We start from the raw sequence: 21,151 nt of genomic DNA, 5'->3' as shown, positions 1-21,151 counted from the left end.
TTCGGCCTTGCGCCCCGCAGTGTGGTTGGGAATCCGTAAGGACTTGCGTGATAGACTCGTCTACGTTGTACTGCCCCTCAGGGGCCCGTTTGACGAGAGGGAGTACCCGAATGAATTCGAAGCGTAAGGCTGCCTTGGTGGCTGCCGTGATAGTCGCGGCGTTGTTCGCGATGCAGTTGGTGGCTTGGGCGGTATCGTTGCCTGTGCCAACGGTCACGCACGTCACCACGCCGATTGACGCCGAGGGCGGGTGGGTTCGCAGTGCGACGGTCACGGTGAGCATCACGGCCGTTGAAGCCTCACCGTCAGAACCCATCAAGAGCATCAACTACACCGTCAACGGCGTGCCCGGGGTTGTGGCTACCACGACGTCGCCCGCGACAATCGATTTGGCAGTGGCCGCTGACGGAACTACGACGATCACCTATTCGGCCACGAACTCATTGGACCAGACATCCACCCCCAAGACAGTTCTGATCCAGAAGGACCTGAGCGCGCCGGTCACCACTTGGACAGCGAATCCCGCCATCCCGGCCAGCGGCTACACGTCGGTGACGGTGGTTCCGTCCATTGTGGCCACCGACAACAACATGTCGGGAGTGAAGAGCATCACGTACCGCGTCGGCGGCGCTGGAGCAACCACCACCGTGGACAACACCACGAGTGTGACGCTATCCGCCGTGCCGACTGAGGGCGCCACGCTCCTTGAGTTCTACTCAACCGATGCCACCCTCAACGTCGAGACCACTAAGTCCGCGACGATTCGCATCGACAAGACCAAGCCCACCGCGGCGATCGACGCGACCGCGAGCTACAGCGCGGCGGCGGTCACGACCATCACGGCGAGTGATCCGACATCGGCTGGAGTCTCATCCGGCATCAGCTACATCCAGTATCGCATCGACAACGGCGCCACCCAGACCGTCATGTCTGCGGTTGCGACTACGACCCCTGTGTCCCAGCTCGGCACGCACACGGTCATCGCCTGGGCCGTAGACAAGGCCGGCAACGTATCGACCCAGACATCGCGCACGTTCGTGGTGAAGGACATGACGCCCCCGGTCTCGACCGTGGCGACTCTTCCGACGGGCTGGGTCAGCACCGATGTGACTGTTTCCATCACCGCCACCGATAACGTGGGCGGCTCCGGCCTTGCAGGTATTCGGTACACTCTGAACAGCGGCTTCGAGACGACGTACACTGCGCCGTTCCTCGCCACGATGGACGGCACGAACACCATCGTCTACCGCGCTGTCGACGCTTCGGGGAACCTCGAGGCCGCGCGCACGGCTTACGTGCTCATCGACAAGAGCGCCCCGACGGGGCCGAGCGCACTGAACTACTCGTCGCTGACGGATACGGGAATCAAGCTCGTCTGGCCCGCCGCTATCGACACGAGGTCCGGCGTAGCGTTCTACGAGGTCTACGACGGCGCCACGCGAGTGGCAACGACGACGGCCCTCTCCTCTACCCTGACGAGCATCACGCCGGGCTCGACGCGCACCTTCTCCGTGGCGGCGGTTGACCGCGTGGGCAACGTGTCCACGGGCGCCGTTCGCGCGGTCACGTTCCCTGCGGCCGGAGCAACTGCGCCGGTGGCCCCGGGGGCCAGCGTCACTACCACGATCGGTGTTCCCGCAGGCGGACTGAGCGGTGCGGGCGAGGCGTCTGTCACCATCGTCGGAGTGACGGGAGCGGGCACCCTCAAGCTGGTTAGGCTCGCACAGGAGCCCGCAGCCGCTCCGGCAGGCTTCGTGTTCCTCGGAGAGAACTACGATCTCTCGTTCACGGGCACCTTCACCGGACTGATCACCGTCCGGATGCCGTACGATCCGCGCATTCCTGCGGCCCGTGCGGCGGCGTTGGGCGTCAGGCACTGGAATGGCTCTGTGTGGGAGACCGTGCCGGTGGCCGTCGACGCCGTGAACCACACGCTGACCTTCCAGCTGAGCTCGCTCTCGCCGCTGTCGGTGGTTGAGCCTGGCACTACCAACACGCTGGCCAAGTTGGCCGTTCCTTCGGCGTACTATCCTGTGTTCGCCCGCTCTTCGAACGTTACGGTTCGTCTCAACGACGCTGCTAGCGTGGGCCTCGACGGCTTCGAGGTCGTGCTACAGCGCTACGCGGGCGGCGTGTGGTCTGACTACGCGGCCATGGCCCCGGTTGCCGGCGTCCCCGGAGCGTATCGCGTCTTGGCGGCTCCGGTCGGCGGCGTGCGCACGTTGTTCCGAGTGAAGATGCTCGCCAACGGGCTCTACACCGCTGTCGAGGCGCCGTTCGCCGTGGTGCCGCAGGCCAAGCTCTCGACGCCGCGCGCGTCGACTGCGAGGCCGCGTCCGTACCGCACCTTCTACCTGTCCGGCAACGTGCTGCCGAAGGGCACGGCCTATGGGCGCATCCAGGTCCAGAGGCTCGTCCGTGGGCGCTGGGTCACGAGCTCGGTGTCCTTCACCGCGAACAGCTCGGGTTCGTACCGCAAGGCGGTCAAGCTGCGCGCCGGCACGTATCGCTTCCGTGCACAGTACGGTTCGAACAAGTCCAGCTCGCGCAACGCGCTGTCCTACAGCAGCTACACGAAGCGAATCGTCGTCAAGTAGTACCGCGCGACACAAGCGAATCAACCAAGGGGCGTCCTCGTGAGTGAGGACGTCCCTTGCGTTGCATCCAAGATTCCCTTACCGGTCAGTCGACCCAACCGCGCTGCTGAAGCACCGAGAGGACCGTTTCTCGTTCGAGCATCCAGGCATCCTGGGGTCGTTCGAGGAATCTCTGCGCATCTTGGAGCACGTGGTCCCAGGCGGCTTCTTCGAGGCGCGCATGCAATGCCCCTTTCCACGCGTTGCGGTCCTCCCAGAGGTCGGGGCGCATCGCTTGGCGGCACGCATTCAGGAGCAGCTCCTCGTTGGGCTCGGGCCAGGTCGGATCGCTGAGATACCAGACCAGGTCGTAGATGTCTCTGCCTTTGACCCAGTCTCGCAGCAGGATGGCCGCGGTCTTGCCTGCAAGAAGTGATGCCTTGTCATGGTGCGCGATACGCAGCGTCGCAAACCGCCGCACCGTCGTGACCGCGACTCCTGCGCCAGCGGGCGGATTCGTATCGACCTCGAGCTTCACGGAGAACGCTTGGTCGGCATGGGGGCTCAGACCCAACGAGCGCTCGAGTCCGGGGAAGCGCACATACGCCTTGTTGACCGCTCCGTGAGTGGAGACCTTCGAGTCGATCGCGTAGCCTTCGTGCTCGAAAACCGAGCATGTGGCGGAAACGAGTCTCGCGAAGTCGTATCCATCGGCAGAGCCCTCAAGGCAGAAATCGAGATCTTCGGAGAACCGAGGTATGCGATACAGGAAGCGAAGTGCGGTGCCGCCCATGAACGCGAGTGAGCCCCATGCCCCTCGCTCTTGAAGCGCCTCGAGGATTCTTGCTTGGAGATACTCTCGCATCACGTTCGTCGCATCGCGTTGTCCAGCTGCGGCCACGAGCTGATCCAGATAGTCCCTCATTCGCTCCCATACTCCTCTCGTTCCCGCTCGGCCAATGCGATCACGTTGCGCGCGAAGCGTTCGACTTTTCGACTGCCGAAGCGCGCAGCGTACTGGACGAGACGATCGGCGTCGACGCGCTCCAGGTGCTGCAGCCGCAGTTCGGCTGCGAACCCGAACTCACCCGAGTTCGTCCTGAGGTAGGCAAGGTCCAGCAGCGCCTTCTCCGGAGCGGCCACGAACACGATTCGATCGCCTCCCGTCGGCTCGGGCACGTATCCCCAGAAGAGATCGGGTCGGATGTGGTGATACACAAAGGAGCCAAACGGCGTCTTACGGGTACCTTGCCGCCCGGTCGTCACTGCAGTGGTCGCGAACATCGCTTCGGGAATCATCCCGCGGGCCGCAAGAACCGACTCCAAACTGACGTACGAGCCGGGGACAAGCCGATTCGAGATTTCGAAAGGATGCGGATCGCGTGCGCGAAACAGCGGCCCGAGCGAGTAGAGGCCGCGGCGAAGCTGCACCACGGTACCGTCGCTTGTCCACCGAGACAGCTGCCTCTGGACATCCGGGACATCTGCACCCGGCCCAAGCAGCAAGCCGGTGCCGAACAGGGGCTCCTGGCCAACAATCTCGAGAAGAGCATCTCGTTTCATGGCAGTAACTTACCATACATGGCAAGTTACTGCTACATAGGAAAGACGACCCCGGGGATCGGTTCGGCGTCGCGGGGACGTGGGCCGCAGGCGCGAGCGCAATCCACGCTGGGATCTGCGCTGCGGACGCGGTCGTGATCGCCGTGGGCGGTGTGCGAAGGCGCCGCTGCGTGGTTGCAATACGACCACAGTGTGGCGGATAATCCACCTATGTACTCCCGCAGCCTCGAATCGACGGTACGCGACGCCCTCCGGCGCAGCCCGGTGGTGCTGTTGAACGGTGCCCGGCAAGTGGGAAAGAGCACTCTTGCGAAGATGCTCGTTGAAGACGGCACAGTACAGCGGTATCTCACGCTGGATCAGCTTGCGGTCCTTGACGGCGCGCGTACGGACCCAGAGGGGTTCATCGCGGGCGCAGGAGCGTCAGCGGTGATCGACGAAATACAGCTAGCGCCCGAGCTGTTCCGGGCAATCAAGTACGAGGTCGATCGCGATCGACGTCCGGGGCGCTTTCTCCTGACGGGCTCTGCGGACCTTAGTGTGTTGCCGGCGGCAGCAGAAGCGTTGGTCGGGCGCCTCGAGGTGCTCACCCTGGGGCCCCTGACGCAAGCAGAGCTTCGCTCAAAGCGCGGTTCCTTTGTCGACACGACGTTCTCCGCAAGCGGCAGGTGGCTCGAGGGCGAGGGGTTCGACCGAGCAGCCCTGGCCGAGGCGATCTGCCTAGGAGGATTCCCTGAGCCGGTGAGCCGAGAGAGAGCCGACAGGGAACCGTGGCATCGCTCCTATGTTGACCTGGTTGTCCGGCGGGACATTGCGCTGCGTACCGACATCGCAGGCCTGGCGGCGGTTCCTCGACTGCTCGCGCTGCTGTCAGCTCGCACCATGACGCTGGTCAGTCTGGCCGAGGTCGCGCGGTCGATGGAAATGCCCGCCTCTACGGTTCGCCGATACGTTGCCCTGCTGGAAGCGGCGATGCTGGTGAGGATGGTCCCGGCATTTGCGCCGGACATCGCGCGGCGCATGGTGAAGTCGCCCAAGATAGCGATTATCGACACAGGTCTGGCCGCCGCACTGTCCGGGCTGGATGTGGAGCGGCTTCTGGCAGACCCCTCACAGATGGGCAGACTCGCCGAGAGCTTCGTCGTGAACGAGCTCCAGCGACAGGCGGCGTGGGCCAAGACCCGTGTCAGGCTCATGCATACTCGAACGGTCGCCGGCCGCGAGGTCGACATCGTGCTCGAGTCGTCCGATGGCCGGATCTGCGGAGTCGAAGTCAAGACGGGCAAGTCGGTCGGTTCGGCGGACTTCCGCGGGCTGAAGGCGCTTGAAGAGGCGACGGGGGAGCGCTTCTTCCGCGGGATACTTCTGTATACCGGAGACGTTGCGGTGCCGTTCGGCTCGAATCTGCAGGCCGTGCCCATGAGCGCGCTTTGGGGCGCGTCCTTCGACTAAGCCGGCGGCGTCCCTCGCGAGAGGGCGCCCTTGGGCATCGCTCAAGAAGACGATGCGTATCCGGGAGCACGTGTGACCCCAGTGGGCAATGCAAGTGGACTTGTATTGATTGTAGGTGTACCTTAATTGCATGCGAGCCACTGTCACAGTCACGGACATCTTTTCGACGCGAGGACGCGTCGATGTGTTGCGCCTGCTGTGGGGCGTTCGCATACCCCTGACCGCGGCTGAGGCGGCACGACGGGTTCACCTTTCGCACCCAGCGGCCAGTGAGGTTTTGTGGGCGCTAGAGAGTCTGCGGATTGTCGAATCTGCTCCCGTTGGCCGCGGCAGCGTGTACTGGTTGAATCGCGAAAACGTCTACGTGAGAACGATGATCGACCCCGTTTTCTCAGCCGAAGCCCAGGTGCCCGATGCTCTACTCGAGTGGCTCCGTAGCCGATACGAAGCGGGGTCCCAATCGGTCGTTCTTTTCGGTAGCTACGCGAGAGGGGATCAGACGCCCGACAGTGATGTGGATGTCATAGTCGTGGCGGAGAATGAGACGACCAAGCAGTCCATCGAGGAGCGAATCATATCGGACAGTGAGGCGTTCAGGCGCGAGTTCGGGGCGACGCTGTCGACCATCGTGTATTCGCCCCAGGAAGCGTCGCAATTGAGAAAGAGAGGACCTGGTCTGTACGACTCGCTGTTGAGTGACGGCGTGCGAGTCGCAGGGACCAGTGTTCATGAGTGGAGGGGTCATGGGCAGGGGCAGTGAAGTGCGGCGAGTGCCTCGAGAAGAGGCGCGGACCTATCTCGCCAAGGCGAAGGAGTTCTCAGCAGGGGCCGTCGATGACCTTGAGCAGGGCCGCTGGAACGCTGCCGGCCTGAGCGCAATACACGCGGGTATCTGCGCAGCAGACGCGGTCGTCATCGCTTCGGGCGGAGTTCGCAGTGCATCTCGGGACCATGGATCCGCGCTGCACCTTCTCAAGAAGACAGTTCCCTCCGTTCCTGCGGCACACGAACGCCAACTGACAGGGCTACTTGGCATGAAGAACGCCGTTGAGTATGAGAGTCGACTACTGCGCGAGTCTGAATCGAAGACTCTCGTCGAGCAGTCGGGGCGATTGGTGAAGTGGGCCGGGGAAGTCGTGGCTGAACAGCTGGGCTAGAACTAGCGCCCACCGCAAGCCGGGCTGTCCTCGCGAGGGGGCGCCCTTTGCGGTACGCTCGATACATGACGAAAGCTCCTCCTCTCCTTCACGCCATCGAAGTCGTGCTCTTCGACCTCGACGGAACACTGGTCAACACGCTCGAGCTCATCCTCGAGTCGATGCGCTACACGACGAATGAAGTGCTCGGGGCACCGCTTCCCGATGACGTGCTGATGCACAATGTGGGCGTGCCGCTGGCCGTGCAGATGCGCGAGTTTTCGCCTGAGCACGCCGAGGAGTTGCTCGCTGTCTACCGCCGCCACAACGACCGCGTGCACGATGCGCTCATTCGCGAGTACCCCGGAGTCGACTCGGCGCTCCAGCAGCTGTCCGCGGCCGGCTACCGCATGGGAGTGGTCACGTCAAAACTGCATCGCGGCGCCCAGCGCGGGCTCGATCGCTTCTCGCTCGGGCGATTCTTCGAGGTGCTGGTGGGCTCGGATGACGTCGAGCTCCACAAACCCGACCCCTTTCCCCTGCTGCACGCAGCCGGGCTCATGGGCGGCGAGCCAGGGCATTGTGTGTATGTCGGCGACAGCCCCCACGACATGGCCGCGGCACGCGCGGCCGGGATGGTGGCCATCGCCGCGACGTGGGGCGTGTCGTCGCGTGAACGTCTGGCTGACGCGGGCGCGCAGTACGCCACGCACTCGATGGCGGAGGTCGCGGCGGTCTTGTGTGGTCACGAAGCCGGATTCGTGGTCTGAGAGTGAGCCAGGGGCGGGATTCTGCCCTCTGGTTGTGGAACAATGCGAAGAGGTTCTCAGAGGGCCTCTACGTTCGAACATGAGGAGTAGCGGTGTCAAAGCGCACGAAGATCATCCTGGGAGTGGTAGCGCTCGTCGTCATCATCGGAGCGGCGGCGTTCGCCTTCGTCGGCTCGCAGGGCAGCGGTCCTGAGATCGAGACCGCCGAGGTGCAGTCCAAGACGCTGGCGGTGACCGTCACTGCTTCGGGCAAGGTCGAGGCGGGCATCAGCGCCGACGTGTTTCCTCCCGTGCCGGGCACGCTCGACGTCATCTACGTGAGCGATGGCGAGACGGTGACCGCAGGTACCAAGATCGCGCAGATGGACACCGAGTCACTTGAGCTGCAGGTCACCCAGGCCAAGGCCGGACTGTCGGCCGCACGGGCGCAGCTGGCCAACGTCTCGGCCACAGGCGGCAGCTCCGCCGACGTGAGGGCCGCCAAGTCAGCGGTGAACGCCGCCAGCAAACAGCTCACCGCCGCCAAGTCGGCGCAGTCTGCGGCCAGCTCGCAGCGGAACGCCGCGAAGCTCCAGTGGGAGAACGCGAGTGACGCCTACGACGCCGCGAAGCTCGTCTACCCGTCGAACAGCCCCACGCTCTCGGTGCTGGCCGCCACGGAAGCCCAGGCGGAAGCCGGCTACCGTCAGGCCACAGCAGGCGTGTCGCAGGCGTCCGCAGGCGTGTCGCAGGCGCAGGCCGGCCTCGACGCTGCCCGGGCGCAGCTCGCCCGTGCCCAGGGAGCCGACCCGGCATCGCAGCGGGCCGCAGCCGAGGCGGGCGTACGCCAAGCGGCAGCAGCCCTCAATGTTGCCGAGGATACGCTGGACAAGGCCACCTTCACCGCGCCGATTGACGGCGTCGTGATCTTCAACGCTCCGGGCGCTGCCGTCGGCGCCGGAGCCCCCCCGACGGAGGGCTCCGCGGTCTCGCCTCAGGCGGCGCCGTTCTCCGTGGTCGACTTGGGCGCACTCAAGTTCACCGCCGAGGTGGACGAGGCCGACATCGATCGCGTGAAGCCGGGGATGAAGGTCATCGTCACGCTCGACGCCTTCCCGGGTGAGGAGTTCATCAGCACCGTGACGCGCATCAATCCTGCGGCGCAGCCCACCGCCACCGGTGGAACCGTGTTCGAGGTCGAAGTCCTTCTTGAAGACACCGGCTCTGACATCCTTCTGGGAATGAAGGGTGACGCGGACATCGAGGTCAGCTCGCGCGGCTCGGCTCTGACCATTCCCGTCGAGGCCCTGTTCAGCGAAGGCGGCACCGACTACGTGTACGTCGTCGTCGACAGCACGTTGACCAAGACCGAGATCACCGTGGGCGCAACGACCGACACCGAGGTCGAGGTTCTCGAGGGTCTCGAAGAGGGCGCGGTAGTTGCTCTGTCCGGCTCGACCCAGTACACGGACGGGATGACGGTCCGAATCAAGCAGTAACGGGAAGGCCACATGACAGACGAAACGACCCGCCCGGGGGAGGACGGCGCCGCAGCCGGCTCCTGCCGGGAGGGCGTCGTTCTCGAGGCGCTCGGCGTCACTAAGGCTTATGAGCTGGACGGCGTTGAAGTGCGCGCACTGTGCGGCGTCGACCTGCAGGTCTGCGAGGGCGAGATGCTCGCCATCATGGGGCCTTCGGGCTCGGGCAAGTCCACGCTCATGCACATCGTCGGGCTGCTCGATCGTCCGAGCACCGGGACGGTCACCATCGACGGCGTCGACGTGTCGCGCATGGACCCCAACGAGCTTGCCGCCGTGCGCAACAAACGCATCGGCTTCGTGTTCCAGTCCTTCAACCTGCTTTCTCGTACCACCGCCACGGCCAACGTGGAGCTGCCGCTGATATACGCGGGCCTGGCGGGTGCCGAGCGGAGCCGCAAGGCGCGCGCGGCACTGGAGCGGGTAGGGCTTGGCGAGCGGCTGGGGCATATGCCCAACCAACTGTCCGGTGGGCAGCAGCAGCGAGTGGCGATTGCGCGCGCGCTCGTGACCGAGCCGAGCATCGTGCTTGCGGACGAGCCCACGGGGAACCTGGACTCGAAGAGCGGCATCGAGGTCATGGCCTTCCTTCAGCAGCTCAACCGCGATGAGGGCGTGACCATCGTGATCGTGACGCACGATGCCAACGTGGCCCGGCATGCGCAGCGCGTCGTCGAGATCAAGGACGGCCAGATCGTCCGGGATTTCCACGTCGATGACCGCATCGATGCTGAAGAGGAGCTTGCGGCGCTGGCGCGCGGGGCAGGAGCAGAGGCAGCGGAAGACGCAGGCGCCGTTGTCGCGGCGGCACAGGACGGAGGCGCGCAGTGAAGTTCGTGGAGAGCTTCCGCATCGCCTTGAAGGCCCTCAACGCGAACAAGGTGCGCAGTGCACTGACGATGCTCGGCGTGATCATCGGCGTTGCAGCGGTCATTCTGCTCGTCGCCATCGGCACCGGCGTGCAAGGGGAGATCACCGGCTCCATCGAGGGGCTCGGCTCCAATCTGTTGTTTGCCTTCCCCGGCAACTTCAGTGGCGGCCCGGGAGGCGGCGGAGGCGGCGGAGGCCCCGGATCGACCATTCGCAAGCAGTTCAGTCTCGACGATGCAGAACTGGTGCAGCGCAGACTGGGCGCCGATGCCATCGTGGTGCCGGTGGTGCAATCGGCGGGTGTCTTGAAGGCGGGCAACCGCACGGCGCGCTCCACGATTGCGGCAGCGAACGAACAGGGCGACCAGGTCTTCAACGCGGACTACGTGGCCGGACGCCACTACAACAAGAGCGAGTACTCGACGGGTGCGCGCGTGGTGATGCTAGGCGCGACTCCGGCCAAAGAGCTCTTTCCCGGCCAGAACCCCGTGGGCCGCGACCTGACGGTCAACGGCGAGCGGTTCACGGTCATCGGACTGCTCAAGGAACAGGGCGGCACGCTCTCGGGCGACCAGGACAACCAGATCTACATGCCGGTGACCACGGCGCAGCGCCTTCTTGCCACGAAGGTGATCTCGTCGATCATAGTGAAGGCGGTCGACGCCGAGAAGGTCGACCTGATCAAGGCGCGCATGGAACAAACCCTCAGGCCTCGCTTCCAAGACGAGTTCACCGTGTTCACCCAGGAACAGACGCTGGGCATCCTCTCGTCGCTGCTAGGGACGCTTACGGTGATGTTGGCGGGTATCGCCGGTATTTCGCTTCTGGTGGGAGGAATCGGCATCATGAACATCATGCTGGTGAGCGTCTCGGAGCGCACGCGCGAGATCGGTATTCGCAAGGCGGTCGGCGCACGTACGCACGACATCCTGAGCCAGTTCGTCATCGAGGCCATCGTGCTGTCGGTTGCGGGCGGCATGATCGGGGTGCTGATCGGTTGGGCGGGGTCGGCGGTGCTCACGCGGTGGGTCCCCACGGAAGTCACGTGGTGGGCGGTCACGGTGGCGTTCTTCTTCAGTGCGGCGGTCGGGGTGTTCTTCGGCGTCTATCCCGCTTGGAAGGCGTCTCGACTCGATCCGATCGACGCGCTCAGGTACGAGTAGGGGTGATCGGCCCGGTGGCGCGCTATGCAAGCGCCTACTCGGTGAAGTCCTCGGGGTCTACGTTCTCGAGGAAGTCACGGAAGCGCGCGATCTCTGCCTCGGCGGCCTCTACGGAGCCGGTCTCGACCACCGATTCGTCAGAGACGGCAGCATCGGCGAGGACCGCTTCGGCCACGAAGATGGGGGCACCCATCCGCACCGCCAGGGCGATCGAGTCGCTGGGTCGGGCATCGACAACACGCGTTCTCTCTTCGCCGCGAAGGGTGATCGCAGCGTAGAACGTGCCCTCCTCGACGCGCGTTATCTCCACGCGCTCGACGTAGGTGTCGAGGGTTTCGAGCACATCCTTGAGCAGGTCATGCGTCATCGGTCGCTTGAGGGGAACACCTTCAATGGCGAGCAGGATCGCGGTAGCCTCCGCTTGCCCGATCCAGATGGGCAGCAGGACGCCGGTGCCGGGCTCCTCTTCGAGCGGCTTGAGAATGATGACCGGTTGGTCAGAGCGCGGATCGACCGCCAGGCTGGCTATGCGAACCTGTCTCACCGCGCTCACCTCCGCTCGCACGCCGACGCCCCTGGGTAGTCTCTACCCTGTCAACGCATTGTAACCGTCGGCGCAGGGAGGGCACGCTTCCAAGGGGCCCCGTGGGCCGTGGGAAGAAGCGGTTGCGCGTTCGAGGCGTGTTCGATATGGTATGCGGGCGTTTTGCCCTAGCCGGGCCCGTAGCTCAGTTGGTTAGAGCGCACGGCTGATAACCGTGAGGTCGATGGTTCGAATCCATCCGGGCCCACCAATGCTTCACCTGAAGCCCTGCTCACACGAGTGGGGCTTTTTCACGCCCTGAAGCGGAAGGTAGGATTCCAGGGCGGCACATCAGATGGGTATTGATGGAAACACATGTCGTGGGCGGCGGGTGTCCGTGCCGTGATACTATCAACAAAGGACTCGACTGATAGTTTGGGGGCACGTTTTGAAGCGGCGAATTCTTGAACCCGCGCCAAGCGTTGACCTGAGCAGTTCGACACTCAGCGTGAATGAAGTGATGACTCTTGCACAGAATCCACTCGTGCGGGATGTTCTCAGGCGTGCAAACAGTGACTATCTGTTCTGGGATAAGTTCAAGCACATTCCGCTGCCCGAAGGACTCGACCCGAAGATCGCATGGTTTCTTCTGAAACTTACAAGGGCGCTGGATAGACGAGATACGCTCGTCGCCGATGTCGACGGGGGTACTTTCTCGTACTCGCTCACACCAGAGGTGCTGAGATGCCTTCACGAAATAGATAAACGAGCGGGCGGCAGTATCACCATGGACAGTGGGGGAATCCCCGAAGAGAACCGAAAGAGGTTTCTCGTCAACTCGCTCATGGAGGAAGCCATTGCTTCGAGTCAGATAGAGGGGGCTGCTACCACTACGCGGGTCGCCAAGGAGATGCTTCGAACAGGGCGAGCGCCTGCCGACCGCGCCGAACGCATGATCCTCAACAACTTCAAGACTATCCAGAGAATCAGGGATTTCGTCGCAGAGCCGATTACCCCTCAGAGGATTCTCGACTTGCAGGAATCTATGACCGAGGGAACATTCGACAACGCAGCGGACTCGGGGCGTTTTAGGACTGAGGACGATGACATCGTAGTGGTGGACGACAGGCGCAATGAGATTCTTCATACGCCGCCCCACGCGAGCGAGATAGAGTCGCAACTCCAGACGCTCTGCGACTACGCCAATAACAATGACGGCGACTTTGAGTATCCCGTCCTCAAGGCAATCGTCCTGCATTTCTGGCTCGCGTATCTTCACCCCTTCGTTGACGGGAATGGACGAACTGCTAGGGCGTTGTTCTATCTCTACATGTTGAAGCGCGGCTACTGGCTCTTTGAATACCTGGCGATTTCACGCGTCATTCTTGGAAGGCGGGGACAGTACGACAAGGCATACATCTATTCCGAGCAAGACGGCTGTGACATGACCTATTTTGTTACCTTTAACCTGCATGCTATTGAGCAGTCGCTGAACGAACTGCATGAGTACATGAGCAGAAAGGCGAGGGAAGACGAGAGTCTCCAGCGCAGCCTCAAGAGTAACCTCAAACTGAATCACCGCCAGCGAGCCATTCTGATTCGTGCGCTCAAAGACCCCGGCGTCCAAGTAACGATGGAGTCGCACGAAGCCTCGCACGATGTTGCGTATGCCACCGCACGGGCCGACCTGCTCTCGCTCGTCGACGACGGCTACATGGTTCAGAAGCGTATTGGCAGGAAGTATGTCTTCGTGCCCGCCCCAGATTTGAGAAGCATGATAAAGGCGAATGTCAGCGAGGTTTCCTGAGCCGCGACGTTGAGTCTGTTCGGTTGATAATTCATCTACTTCTTTGACCTGCGAAAACATCGCTGCTATCAGTTCATTATCGGTGGGTGCGAATGTTGATAACAAAGGAGTTCCAAACGCATGTTCGGTGATAGTGACCGCAACCACACGCGTTCCAGGCACCGGATAGTATCCAGGAACTGCCCGACTCTGAAGTAGCAGACAAAGTAGACTTAGTTATCGAGCGAAGTCGGCAGAAAATCATCACCCTTGGATGACATTCGTCCCATTCTCAGCGCTGGGAGATCGGAACGTAGGACTGCAGGGGCGAGACACTCTTGTACGCCGGCCGGATGATCTTGCCCCCGTCGGCGAGCTCCTCGAGCCGATGCGCGCTCCACCCCACTACGCGCGATATCGCGAACAGAGGCGTGTAGAGCTCTGCGGGGATGTCGAGCATCCGGTAGACGAACCCCGAGTAGAAGTCGATGTTGGCACTGACGCCCTTGAAGACCCGGCGCTTGGCAGAGACGATCAGCGGCGCGAGGCGCTCCACGCGGGTATGCAGCTCGAATTCCTCGCTGAAGCCCTTCTCGGACGCGAGCTGTTCGGCGTAGCGCCGCAGGATGACTGTGCGGGGGTCTGAGACCGAGTACACCGGGTGGCCCATGCCGTAGATGAGACCGGCACCGTCGAAGGCCTGCTTGTCCAGTACGCGATGCAGGAAGTCCGCGATCTCTTCGTCATCCTTCCAGTCGGTGATGTCCTCGCGCAGCGAGTCGAACATCTGGACCACCTTGAGGCTTGCGCCGCCGTGCCGCGGACCCTTCAGGGAGCCGAGCGAAGCAGCGATGGCGGAGTAGGTATCCGTGCCCGTCGACGAAACCACGTGCGTTGCGAAGGTCGAGTTGTTTCCCCCGCCGTGTTCGGCGTGCAGCACGAGCATCATGTCGAGCACGAGCGCCTCGAGCTTGGTGAAGGCGCTGTTCGGGCGCAGCATGTGCAGGAAGTTCTCGGCGGTCGAGCACTCCGGCTCGGGCCGGTGGATCACGAGGCTCTTGCCGTGGAACTCGTCGAGGTACGCCTGGTACGCGTAGACCGCAAGCATGGGGAACTTGGCGATGAGGTGCAGGCTCTGGCGAAGTACGTTGCGGGTTGACGTGTCATCAGCCGCCGGGTCGAGCGTGTAGAGTCCCAGCACCCCGCGCATCATCGCGCTCATGATGTCCTTGCTCGGCATGCGGAGAATCCCGTCGTGAATGAAGGAGCGTGGCATCCTGCGCATCTCGGACAGGTAGGCGCCGAACTCATCGAGCTGCGGGGTGGTCGGCAGTGAACCGAACAGAAGCAGGTAGGCGGTCTCTTCAAACCCCGCCTGTCCGGTACTGACGAAACCGTCAACCAGGTCGGTGACCTCGATGCCGCGATACAGCAGCTGCCCGGGGGCGGGAACCAGGTGGTCCCCTTCGCGTGCGGTCCCGACGACGTCACCGATCCGGGTGAGCCCGGCCAAGACGCCCCGACCGGCCTGGTCGCGCAGCCCGCGTTTCACGTCGTACTCGACGTACAGCCCCGGGTCGACGGGGCACTGCTGCTGGGCGATCGACGTCCAGTTGTCGAGCGCGGCATCGCGACCGTTGGGGTTCTCAATCGGCGCCGGTGTCACCGACGTGCAGGTCTCCTCAGCCATGGGGCTCCCTCTGTGCTGCGCCCGCTTGAGCTATCGAGCGGCATGTGTGCGTGTACTGGTAAGGCTACCCGAATATCGACCGATACGAGCATCGCAACCCGCAAAGAGGCGGATTGCGATGTCGCAGACGGGGATTCGAGGCGGGACTACTCGGTCGGCGGACGCCTGCGGCGACGCGTACGCTGCCGCGGTTCAGCGCCCGAACCGTTGGTGTTACCCGCGGTCACGGTGTTCCCTGACGACGTGCCGCCGGACGATGCTGCGGTGCTTCCCGCGCCCGTTGAGCGGCTGCGATTCGCGCCGGAGTGGTGGCTGCCGCTCGACTTCGCGCCGATGCTGGCCACGGTGTCGAGCGTGCCGGAACCCGTGGCACCTGCGCGGCTTGAGCCGCTGCGCCCTCCACCGCGGCGGTTGCGCTTCGGCTTGCCGCCGCCGGAACCGGCACCCTGCTTCGAGCCGCCCTGCTTGTTCGGCGATGCGGCCGAACGCTCGGGGTCAGGCACGACCCGCGCATCGCGGTAGGCGAAACCCGGATGGTCCTCGCAGGGGAGCGTGGAGCCGATGGTCTTCTCGATGTCGCGAAGCTGCTCGTGCTCTTCGGGAGAGTAGAGGGAGATGGCGGCTCCACTGCGTCCAGCACGGGCGGTACGGCCGATACGGTGGACGTAGTCCGCCGGTACGTTCGGTAGGTCGAAGTTCACCACGTGCGTGATGTCGTCGATGTCGATACCGCGCGAAACGACGTCCGTTGCCACGAGTACGTGCACGTGGCCCTTGCGGAAACTCTCGAGCGCTTTTTGGCGCTGTGCCTGGCTGCGGTTGCCGTGGATGGCGGCTCCGCGGACGCCCGCCTTGTCCAGCACGCGAGCGACGCGATCGGCGCGGTGCTTCGTCCGGGTGAACACGAGCACCTTCTTGAGGCCGTGCTCCTTCACGATCGAGAGAAGCAGATCCGCCTTGTCCTTGCCGCCGACCGGGTAGATGGACTGCACGATGGCCTCGACCGGCGTTGTCGCCGGGGAGACCTCGACGCGGGCCGGGTTGTCGAGGGTCGCCTGGATGATCTTCATGACCTCAGGTGACATCGTCGCTGAGAACAGAAGGTTCTGTCGGGTGGGCGGAACCTTGGCGATGATGCGCTTCACGTCCGGCCAGAAGCCCATGTCCAGCATGCGGTCGGCCTCGTCGAGCACGAGCACCTCGACCGAACCCAGGTTGCAGTCGCCCTGCGAGATGAGATCGAGCAGGCGACCGGGGCACGCCACCAGAACGTCGACGCCGCGCTTGAGGGCCTGCTTCTGCGGCTCGTAGCCCACGCCGCCGTAGACCACGGCCACGCGGTGACGGGTATGGCGGGCAACATCGCGGGCCACGCCCTCGATCTGGACGGCCAGCTCGCGAGTGGGGGTGACGACGAGCGCGCGAATGCCGCCGGGCTTGGCGGGGATGTTCTGCATGAGAGGCAGCACGAACGCTGCGGTCTTGCCGGTGCCGGTCTGGGCGATACCGACGACGTCGCGGCCGGCCAGAACGAGCGGAATCGCTTCGGTCTGGATAGGGGTGGGCACGGTGTAGCCCATCGAGCCCACCGCCTTCATCAGACGAGGGTCGAGACCCAGGTTGTCAAAACTCACGCGTATTCTCCTGTCTGTGCGCGCTCAAATAGAACCGCACTGCGTGTCAGACGCAGTCGATCCTGGTGGCACGCGCGACGTGGAGATGGCGCGATAGGATGAACCGAGTCTTGGGTGTTCGGACTCGCTCTTCGGAGTCCTGTGATGCACGTAGTATGCACGGTGCGCCGCGAAATAGCCAATTCAGGCCCGCGTCAGCGCTCCAGCCGCACCTGCATGACGTCGATCGTGCCCGCCTTGAAGCCGGCCTGGCAGTAGGCGAGGTAGTAGCGCCACATACGCATGAACCGCTCGTCGAAGCCGAGCGCCCGCACCCCCGGGGCGGCTGCCTCGAAGCGCTGGGCCCACTCCGACAGCGTTGCGGCGTAGCTGGCCCCGAAGAAGTGGGGCTCGCACATGCGCAGCCCTTGCGCCTCGGCGGCGACGCGGAAGCGCTCGGGGCTCGGCAGCATGCCGCCCGGGAAGATGTAGCGCTGGATGAAGTCGGGATGGTCGCGGTAATCCTCGAAGCGGGCGTCCTCGATGGTGATGCCCTGGATAGCGGCCGCCCCGTTCGGGGCAAGCAGATCCCGGACGCGGCCGAAGAACGTGGGCCACCAGCGTTCGCCGACCGCTTCGAACATCTCGATCGAGGCGATGCCGGTGAACTGACCGGTAATCTCGCGGTAGTCCTGCATCCGTATCTCGACGAGGTTCTCAACGCCGGCCCGCTCCACGGCGGCGACGGCCCAGTCGTGCTGCTCGGCCGAGATCGTCACGCCGGTGACCCGGCAGCCAGCCTCGCGTGCTGCGTGGATCGCGAAGCCGCCCCAGCCGCAGCCGATCTCCAGCAGATGGTCGCGCGATCCCGGCTGGAGCTGGTCGAGCAGGCGGTCCCACTTGCGCACCTGTGCGGAGCTCAGATCCTCGGCTCCCGGTTCGCAGAAGAGCGCGGACGAGTAAGCCATCGACTCGTCCAGCCAGAGCCGATAGAAGTCGTTGCCGAGGTCGTAGTGGTATTCGATGTTCTTGCGAGCCCCTGCAACGTCGTTGTCGCGCAGGGCGTGCCAGGCGCGGGTCGCTCTGGTCTTGAGTGAAGGTCGCGTCGGTTTGTGCGGGGGCATGTTGGCCACGCCCAGATCCAGGACGGACTGCAGATCCGGCGTGTCCCACACGCCGTCCAGGTATCCCTCGGCCAGCCCAAGGCCCCCTCCGGACAGGGTGCGCCGCGCGGCGACGGGGCTTCTGAGCACCACGGTGGCCGCGGGCCCGGGTAGCCGGCCGCGGATGACCCGCTCGCGTCCGTCTCGGCCCACGATGGTCAGCTCGCCTGCGCCGAGGCCGTGCCGCAGCGCGGTGAACAGGAGTTGTTCGGCGGGCGACGAGCTCACAGCGAGGTCTCCTGGGTTGGGGGAGGAGTGTGTGGAATCAAGGGTACCCGCTTCAGAATCAACTGCAACGCCTGCCAGTGGATCAGGATGAGCGCGCGTGCGCTCATCGGTCCCATGCGGCGGACTGCCCGTGCGATGCTCTCATCGGTCAGGGGCTGCTCGCCGAGCGCGATCGATGCGGTCAGCAGCCGAGCGTCATCGACGTGGTCGGTGATGGACACGGAGAGCTTGGTGCCCGGCTCCGATACGTGGAACTCGTATCTGACGTCCTCGAGGCGCACGAACGGGGAGACGAAGAAGGCCTTCACGTGCGTGGGCTGTGCCTGCCAGTCGTAGACGCCGCCGTTGTTGTGCAGCAGGTAGTTGTGGTGGTCGCGATACGTGTTCTGAACCTCGGCAAGAACCGCTCGGGGCTGGCCGTCTGCGCTGAAGCAGTACCAGAACGATACGGGGTAGAACCGGAAGCCCAGCACGCGGGGAAAGGTCAGCAGGCACACCCGGCCACCGTCCAGGTCGATACCGGCTTGGGCGAGCACCGCGTCGATCCAGGGCCGGAGTGCAGAGCCGTCCCGGGGACCGTGGTCGACGTCCCACACGCTCACCGTTGCTCGCCGATTGTGTCCGAACCGAGCGAGCGAACCATCGAGCTCGTCGAGCTCCGCGAGGTCGACGTAGACGTAGTAGAGGCCGTAGGAGAACCGCCTTTGCACGGGAGTCGTGCGGACGTGCGTGACCGTTCCCTGGTAGAGGCGGCTGTTCACTCCGTGACGCTCCCCGGACGCTGAGCCGGACGCTGTTCGGGCACGCCGGCCACCTCGGGTGGCAACTCGCTGCGCGGGATCTTGCGCGTCTGGCCGAGCAACGGCACCGGCGCGCCGGCAAGCGTCATCGTGCGCGTCGGGTCGAGCTGGTCGCCCCACGGCAGGGTCGCCCCCAGCGCCTCGGCGACACGGACGCCTGACAGGATGCCGTCTTCATGGAAGCCGTAGCGCGTCCACGCCCCGGCGAACCACACGCGGTCTGCGCCCTGGATGCGGGGCAGTGCCGCTTGTGCCGCCACGGCCTCGCGGGAGTACATCGGGTGGTCGAAGCTCAAATGGGCCAACAACGTGCCCTCTGCAGGCTCGTGGTCACGGTTGAGCGTCTCGAGGACGGAAGGCGCTCCCTCAGGCAGGGACTGCAGGGTGTTGATGCGGTAGGTGAGGCGCAGCAGCGCCTTGTCGATCTCGCTGCCCTCGGAGTACCAGTTCCACGATGCCCACGCGCGCTTGGAGCGCGGCAGGAAAGACTCATCGCTGTGCACGACCACGTCGTTGGGCCAGTACTCGAAGGCCGAGAGCACAGCGCGCTCGGCGTCACTCATCGCCTCGCCGAGGATCTCGCGGGTCTGGGGAGGATGGCAGGCGAACACGACCTGGTCGTAGGACTCGACTCGGTTCGCGGTGTGAACCCGCACCCCGGTAGCGGTGCGCTCCACCCGCTCAGCTCCTTCGCCGGTGAACACCTCGCCGGAGAGCGTGCCGCCGACAGCGTCAAGATAGCGCTTGGCACCACCCTTCACCGACAGCCACGCCGGCTTGCCCAGGATGTGCAGCAGGCCGTGGTTGTCGCAGAAATGCAGGAAGGTGAGGGCGGGGTAGTCCACCATGTCACCGGGAGGTGTGGACCAGATCGCGGCGCCCATCGGGATGAGGTACCAGTCGGTGAATGCCTTGCTGTACCCCTCGCGCTCCATCAGCTCACCCAGCGAGAGATCGGCGACCGTGGGGTCGGACATGAGCCGGTCGGCGTTTCGAGACAGGCGCAGCACGTCGGCCAGCATCTGCAAGAAACGCGGGTTCGTGACGTTCTTGCGCTGAGCGAACACGGTATCGAGACTGGTTCCGCTCCACTCGATGTCCTCGTCGGCCAAGGAGACCGAGAAGCTCATGTCGGCGTCGGCGGCATCGACGCCGAGGTGCTCGAAGAAGCGCGTGAGGTTGGGGTAGGTACGTCGGTTGAAGACCATGAATCCGGTATCCACCGGGAACGTGAGCCCGCCCGCCGTCACGTCCAGGGTGTGGGTGTGCCCGCCCAGACGATCGGAGACCTCGTAGACATCCACGTCGTTTGCCGGGGACAGCAGCCACGCGGCCGACATACCTCCGATACCTGACCCGATCACTGCGATGCGCATCGACCAATCCCCCTGCTCGTGGTGTAGGGCGGCTAATGGACATATACATCCTAGCGCTATTCATCTTTCCCTAACCTGAGGTCGGAGGGCGTTGTGGCCACCATTCTCATCACCGGAGTGTCGACCGGAATCGGCAAGGCGTGTGCGGCGCGATTCGCGCAGGCCGGCTGGACAGTGGTCGGTACGGTCCGGGATCCGTCGCGCTACCCTGACGGCCTGGAGGGGTGCTCGTACGTCGAGGCGCTTGACTTGGAGCGCGAGGGCTCCGCGTCCGCGCTTGCGGCAAGGGTGATCGAGCAGGTCGGGTGTCCGGACGTGGTGCTCAACAATGCGGGCGTCTTGCAGTTCGGCCCGCTTGAGGAGATAGCGGCCGAGGAGTTGAAGATGCTGTATCAGGTCAACGTCTTCGGACAGCTGGAGCTGATACGGGCGTTGTTGCCCGCGATGCGGCAGCGTCGGAGCGGCACGATCGCCAACGTGACGTCTCTGGGCGGGCGAATCGTGTTTCCGTTCTTCGCCGGGTACAACTCCACGAAGTGGGCGCTTGAAGGGGCCAGCGAGGGGCTGTGGCACGAACTGAAGCCGTTCGGGATACGCGTGAAGGTGATCGAGCCGGGGTTCGTGCAGACGGCGATCTGGGGCAAGGTCCTGCCCGATTCAGACGAAGGGCTGCCCGGATCTCAAGCATACCGACCGTCCGTGAAGTCGATGCGGGCTTTCGAGTCGTCGATAACCGACCGTACGACGCCTGAGGCCGCGGCCGATGAGGTGTTTCGTGCGGTCACCGACGACAGCGACAGGTTGCGCTACCCGGTCGCGGCATATGCACGGCCGATTCTTGCCGGGCGGCGATTCTTCGGCGACCGTGCGTTCATGCGCTTCTTCCACCGCCGCTGGATGGGCGGCGCCCAGAAGACGTGAGCCA

At 64.2% G+C, this 21,151-nt stretch carries 17 protein-coding genes and 1 tRNA gene; 10 read left to right on the top strand and 8 right to left on the bottom strand.

What is annotated here, in order from left to right:
- Positions 1 to 110 precede the first annotated feature (110 nt).
- A complete protein-coding gene (locus tag U1E26_01895) occupies positions 111 to 2,597 on the top strand; it encodes a hypothetical protein (protein MDZ4168394.1) in 2,487 nt (828 codons plus the stop codon).
- 85 nt (positions 2,598 to 2,682) lie between these two features.
- Here the strand turns inward: U1E26_01895 and U1E26_01890 are convergent, their stop codons facing one another.
- Together U1E26_01890 and U1E26_01885 are read right to left on the bottom strand one after the other, a co-directional pair.
- Entirely contained in the window at positions 2,683 to 3,501 is an 819-nt protein-coding gene (locus tag U1E26_01890; protein MDZ4168393.1) for a nucleotidyl transferase AbiEii/AbiGii toxin family protein, read from the bottom strand.
- On the bottom strand, positions 3,498 to 4,139 hold the full coding sequence (locus U1E26_01885; protein MDZ4168392.1) for a hypothetical protein: 642 nt from the start codon (positions 4,137 to 4,139) through the stop codon (positions 3,498 to 3,500). The genes U1E26_01890 and U1E26_01885 overlap by 4 nt, the downstream gene beginning before the upstream one ends.
- Positions 4,140 to 4,430: 291 nt before the next feature.
- On the opposite strand from U1E26_01885, the gene U1E26_01880 reads away from it, so the two are divergent.
- The 6 genes from U1E26_01880 (at position 4,431) to U1E26_01855 (ending at position 11,047) form a co-directional block, all read left to right on the top strand.
- Entirely contained in the window at positions 4,431 to 5,591 is a 1,161-nt protein-coding gene (locus tag U1E26_01880) for an ATP-binding protein (protein ID MDZ4168391.1), read from the top strand.
- 728 nt (positions 5,592 to 6,319) lie between these two features.
- The gene (locus tag U1E26_01875) at positions 6,320 to 6,748 is read left to right on the top strand and encodes a hypothetical protein (protein ID MDZ4168390.1); all 429 of its coding nucleotides are present in this window, start codon (positions 6,320 to 6,322) and stop codon (positions 6,746 to 6,748) included.
- Between the two features lie 47 nt (positions 6,749 to 6,795).
- Positions 6,796 to 7,497, top strand: a complete 702-nt coding sequence (locus U1E26_01870) for an HAD-IA family hydrolase (protein MDZ4168389.1) — start codon at positions 6,796 to 6,798, stop codon at positions 7,495 to 7,497.
- 92 nt (positions 7,498 to 7,589) lie between these two features.
- Positions 7,590 to 8,975: an efflux RND transporter periplasmic adaptor subunit gene (locus tag U1E26_01865; protein MDZ4168388.1), complete on the top strand. Its 1,386-nt coding sequence runs from the start codon at positions 7,590 to 7,592 to the stop codon at positions 8,973 to 8,975.
- A gap of 12 nt (positions 8,976 to 8,987) precedes the next feature.
- Positions 8,988 to 9,845, top strand: a complete 858-nt coding sequence (locus U1E26_01860; protein ID MDZ4168387.1) for an ABC transporter ATP-binding protein — start codon at positions 8,988 to 8,990, stop codon at positions 9,843 to 9,845.
- Positions 9,842 to 11,047 carry an ABC transporter permease gene (locus tag U1E26_01855; GenBank protein ID MDZ4168386.1) on the top strand — a complete coding sequence of 402 codons (1,206 nt, stop codon included), beginning with the start codon at positions 9,842 to 9,844 and terminating at the stop codon, positions 11,045 to 11,047. The genes U1E26_01860 and U1E26_01855 overlap by 4 nt, the downstream gene beginning before the upstream one ends.
- A gap of 34 nt (positions 11,048 to 11,081) precedes the next feature.
- Here U1E26_01855 and U1E26_01850 read toward each other — a convergent pair whose 3' ends face one another.
- The gene (locus U1E26_01850) at positions 11,082 to 11,591 is read right to left on the bottom strand and encodes a bifunctional nuclease family protein (protein MDZ4168385.1); all 510 of its coding nucleotides are present in this window, start codon (positions 11,589 to 11,591) and stop codon (positions 11,082 to 11,084) included.
- Between the two features lie 173 nt (positions 11,592 to 11,764).
- Between U1E26_01850 and U1E26_01845 the strand changes: the two genes are divergently transcribed.
- A tRNA-Ile gene (locus tag U1E26_01845) sits at positions 11,765 to 11,841 on the top strand.
- A 177-nt stretch (positions 11,842 to 12,018) separates the two neighbouring features.
- Complete coding sequence (locus U1E26_01840; protein ID MDZ4168384.1) at positions 12,019 to 13,377, top strand: Fic family protein; 1,359 nt, start codon at positions 12,019 to 12,021, stop codon at positions 13,375 to 13,377.
- Between the two features lie 271 nt (positions 13,378 to 13,648).
- On the opposite strand, the gene U1E26_01835 is transcribed toward U1E26_01840, so the two are convergent.
- The 5 genes from U1E26_01835 to U1E26_01815 form a co-directional block, all read right to left on the bottom strand.
- Positions 13,649 to 15,046 (bottom strand): citrate/2-methylcitrate synthase, encoded by a 1,398-nt coding sequence (locus tag U1E26_01835; GenBank protein MDZ4168383.1) that lies wholly within the window; start codon positions 15,044 to 15,046, stop codon positions 13,649 to 13,651.
- Positions 15,047 to 15,192: 146 nt separating this feature from the next.
- A complete protein-coding gene (locus U1E26_01830) occupies positions 15,193 to 16,680 on the bottom strand; it encodes a DEAD/DEAH box helicase (GenBank protein MDZ4168382.1) in 1,488 nt (495 codons plus the stop codon).
- Positions 16,681 to 16,874: 194 nt separating this feature from the next.
- Positions 16,875 to 18,050 (bottom strand): cyclopropane-fatty-acyl-phospholipid synthase family protein, encoded by a 1,176-nt coding sequence (locus tag U1E26_01825; protein ID MDZ4168381.1) that lies wholly within the window; start codon positions 18,048 to 18,050, stop codon positions 16,875 to 16,877.
- Positions 18,047 to 18,811 carry a DUF1365 domain-containing protein gene (locus tag U1E26_01820; GenBank protein MDZ4168380.1) on the bottom strand — a complete coding sequence of 255 codons (765 nt, stop codon included), beginning with the start codon at positions 18,809 to 18,811 and terminating at the stop codon, positions 18,047 to 18,049. Before U1E26_01820 ends, U1E26_01825 begins: the two co-directional genes overlap by 4 nt.
- Entirely contained in the window at positions 18,808 to 20,226 is a 1,419-nt protein-coding gene (locus tag U1E26_01815; GenBank protein MDZ4168379.1) for an FAD-dependent oxidoreductase, read from the bottom strand. Before U1E26_01815 ends, U1E26_01820 begins: the two co-directional genes overlap by 4 nt.
- Positions 20,227 to 20,319: 93 nt before the next feature.
- Between U1E26_01815 and U1E26_01810 the strand changes: the two genes are divergently transcribed.
- Positions 20,320 to 21,147, top strand: a complete 828-nt coding sequence (locus U1E26_01810) for an SDR family oxidoreductase (protein ID MDZ4168378.1) — start codon at positions 20,320 to 20,322, stop codon at positions 21,145 to 21,147.
- Positions 21,148 to 21,151 lie beyond the last annotated feature (4 nt).

This window comes from Coriobacteriia bacterium (assembly GCA_034370385.1).
Taxonomy (GTDB): Bacteria; Actinomycetota; Coriobacteriia; order Anaerosomatales; family PHET01; genus JAXMKZ01.
This window is presented reverse-complemented; position numbering and strand designations above follow the sequence as displayed.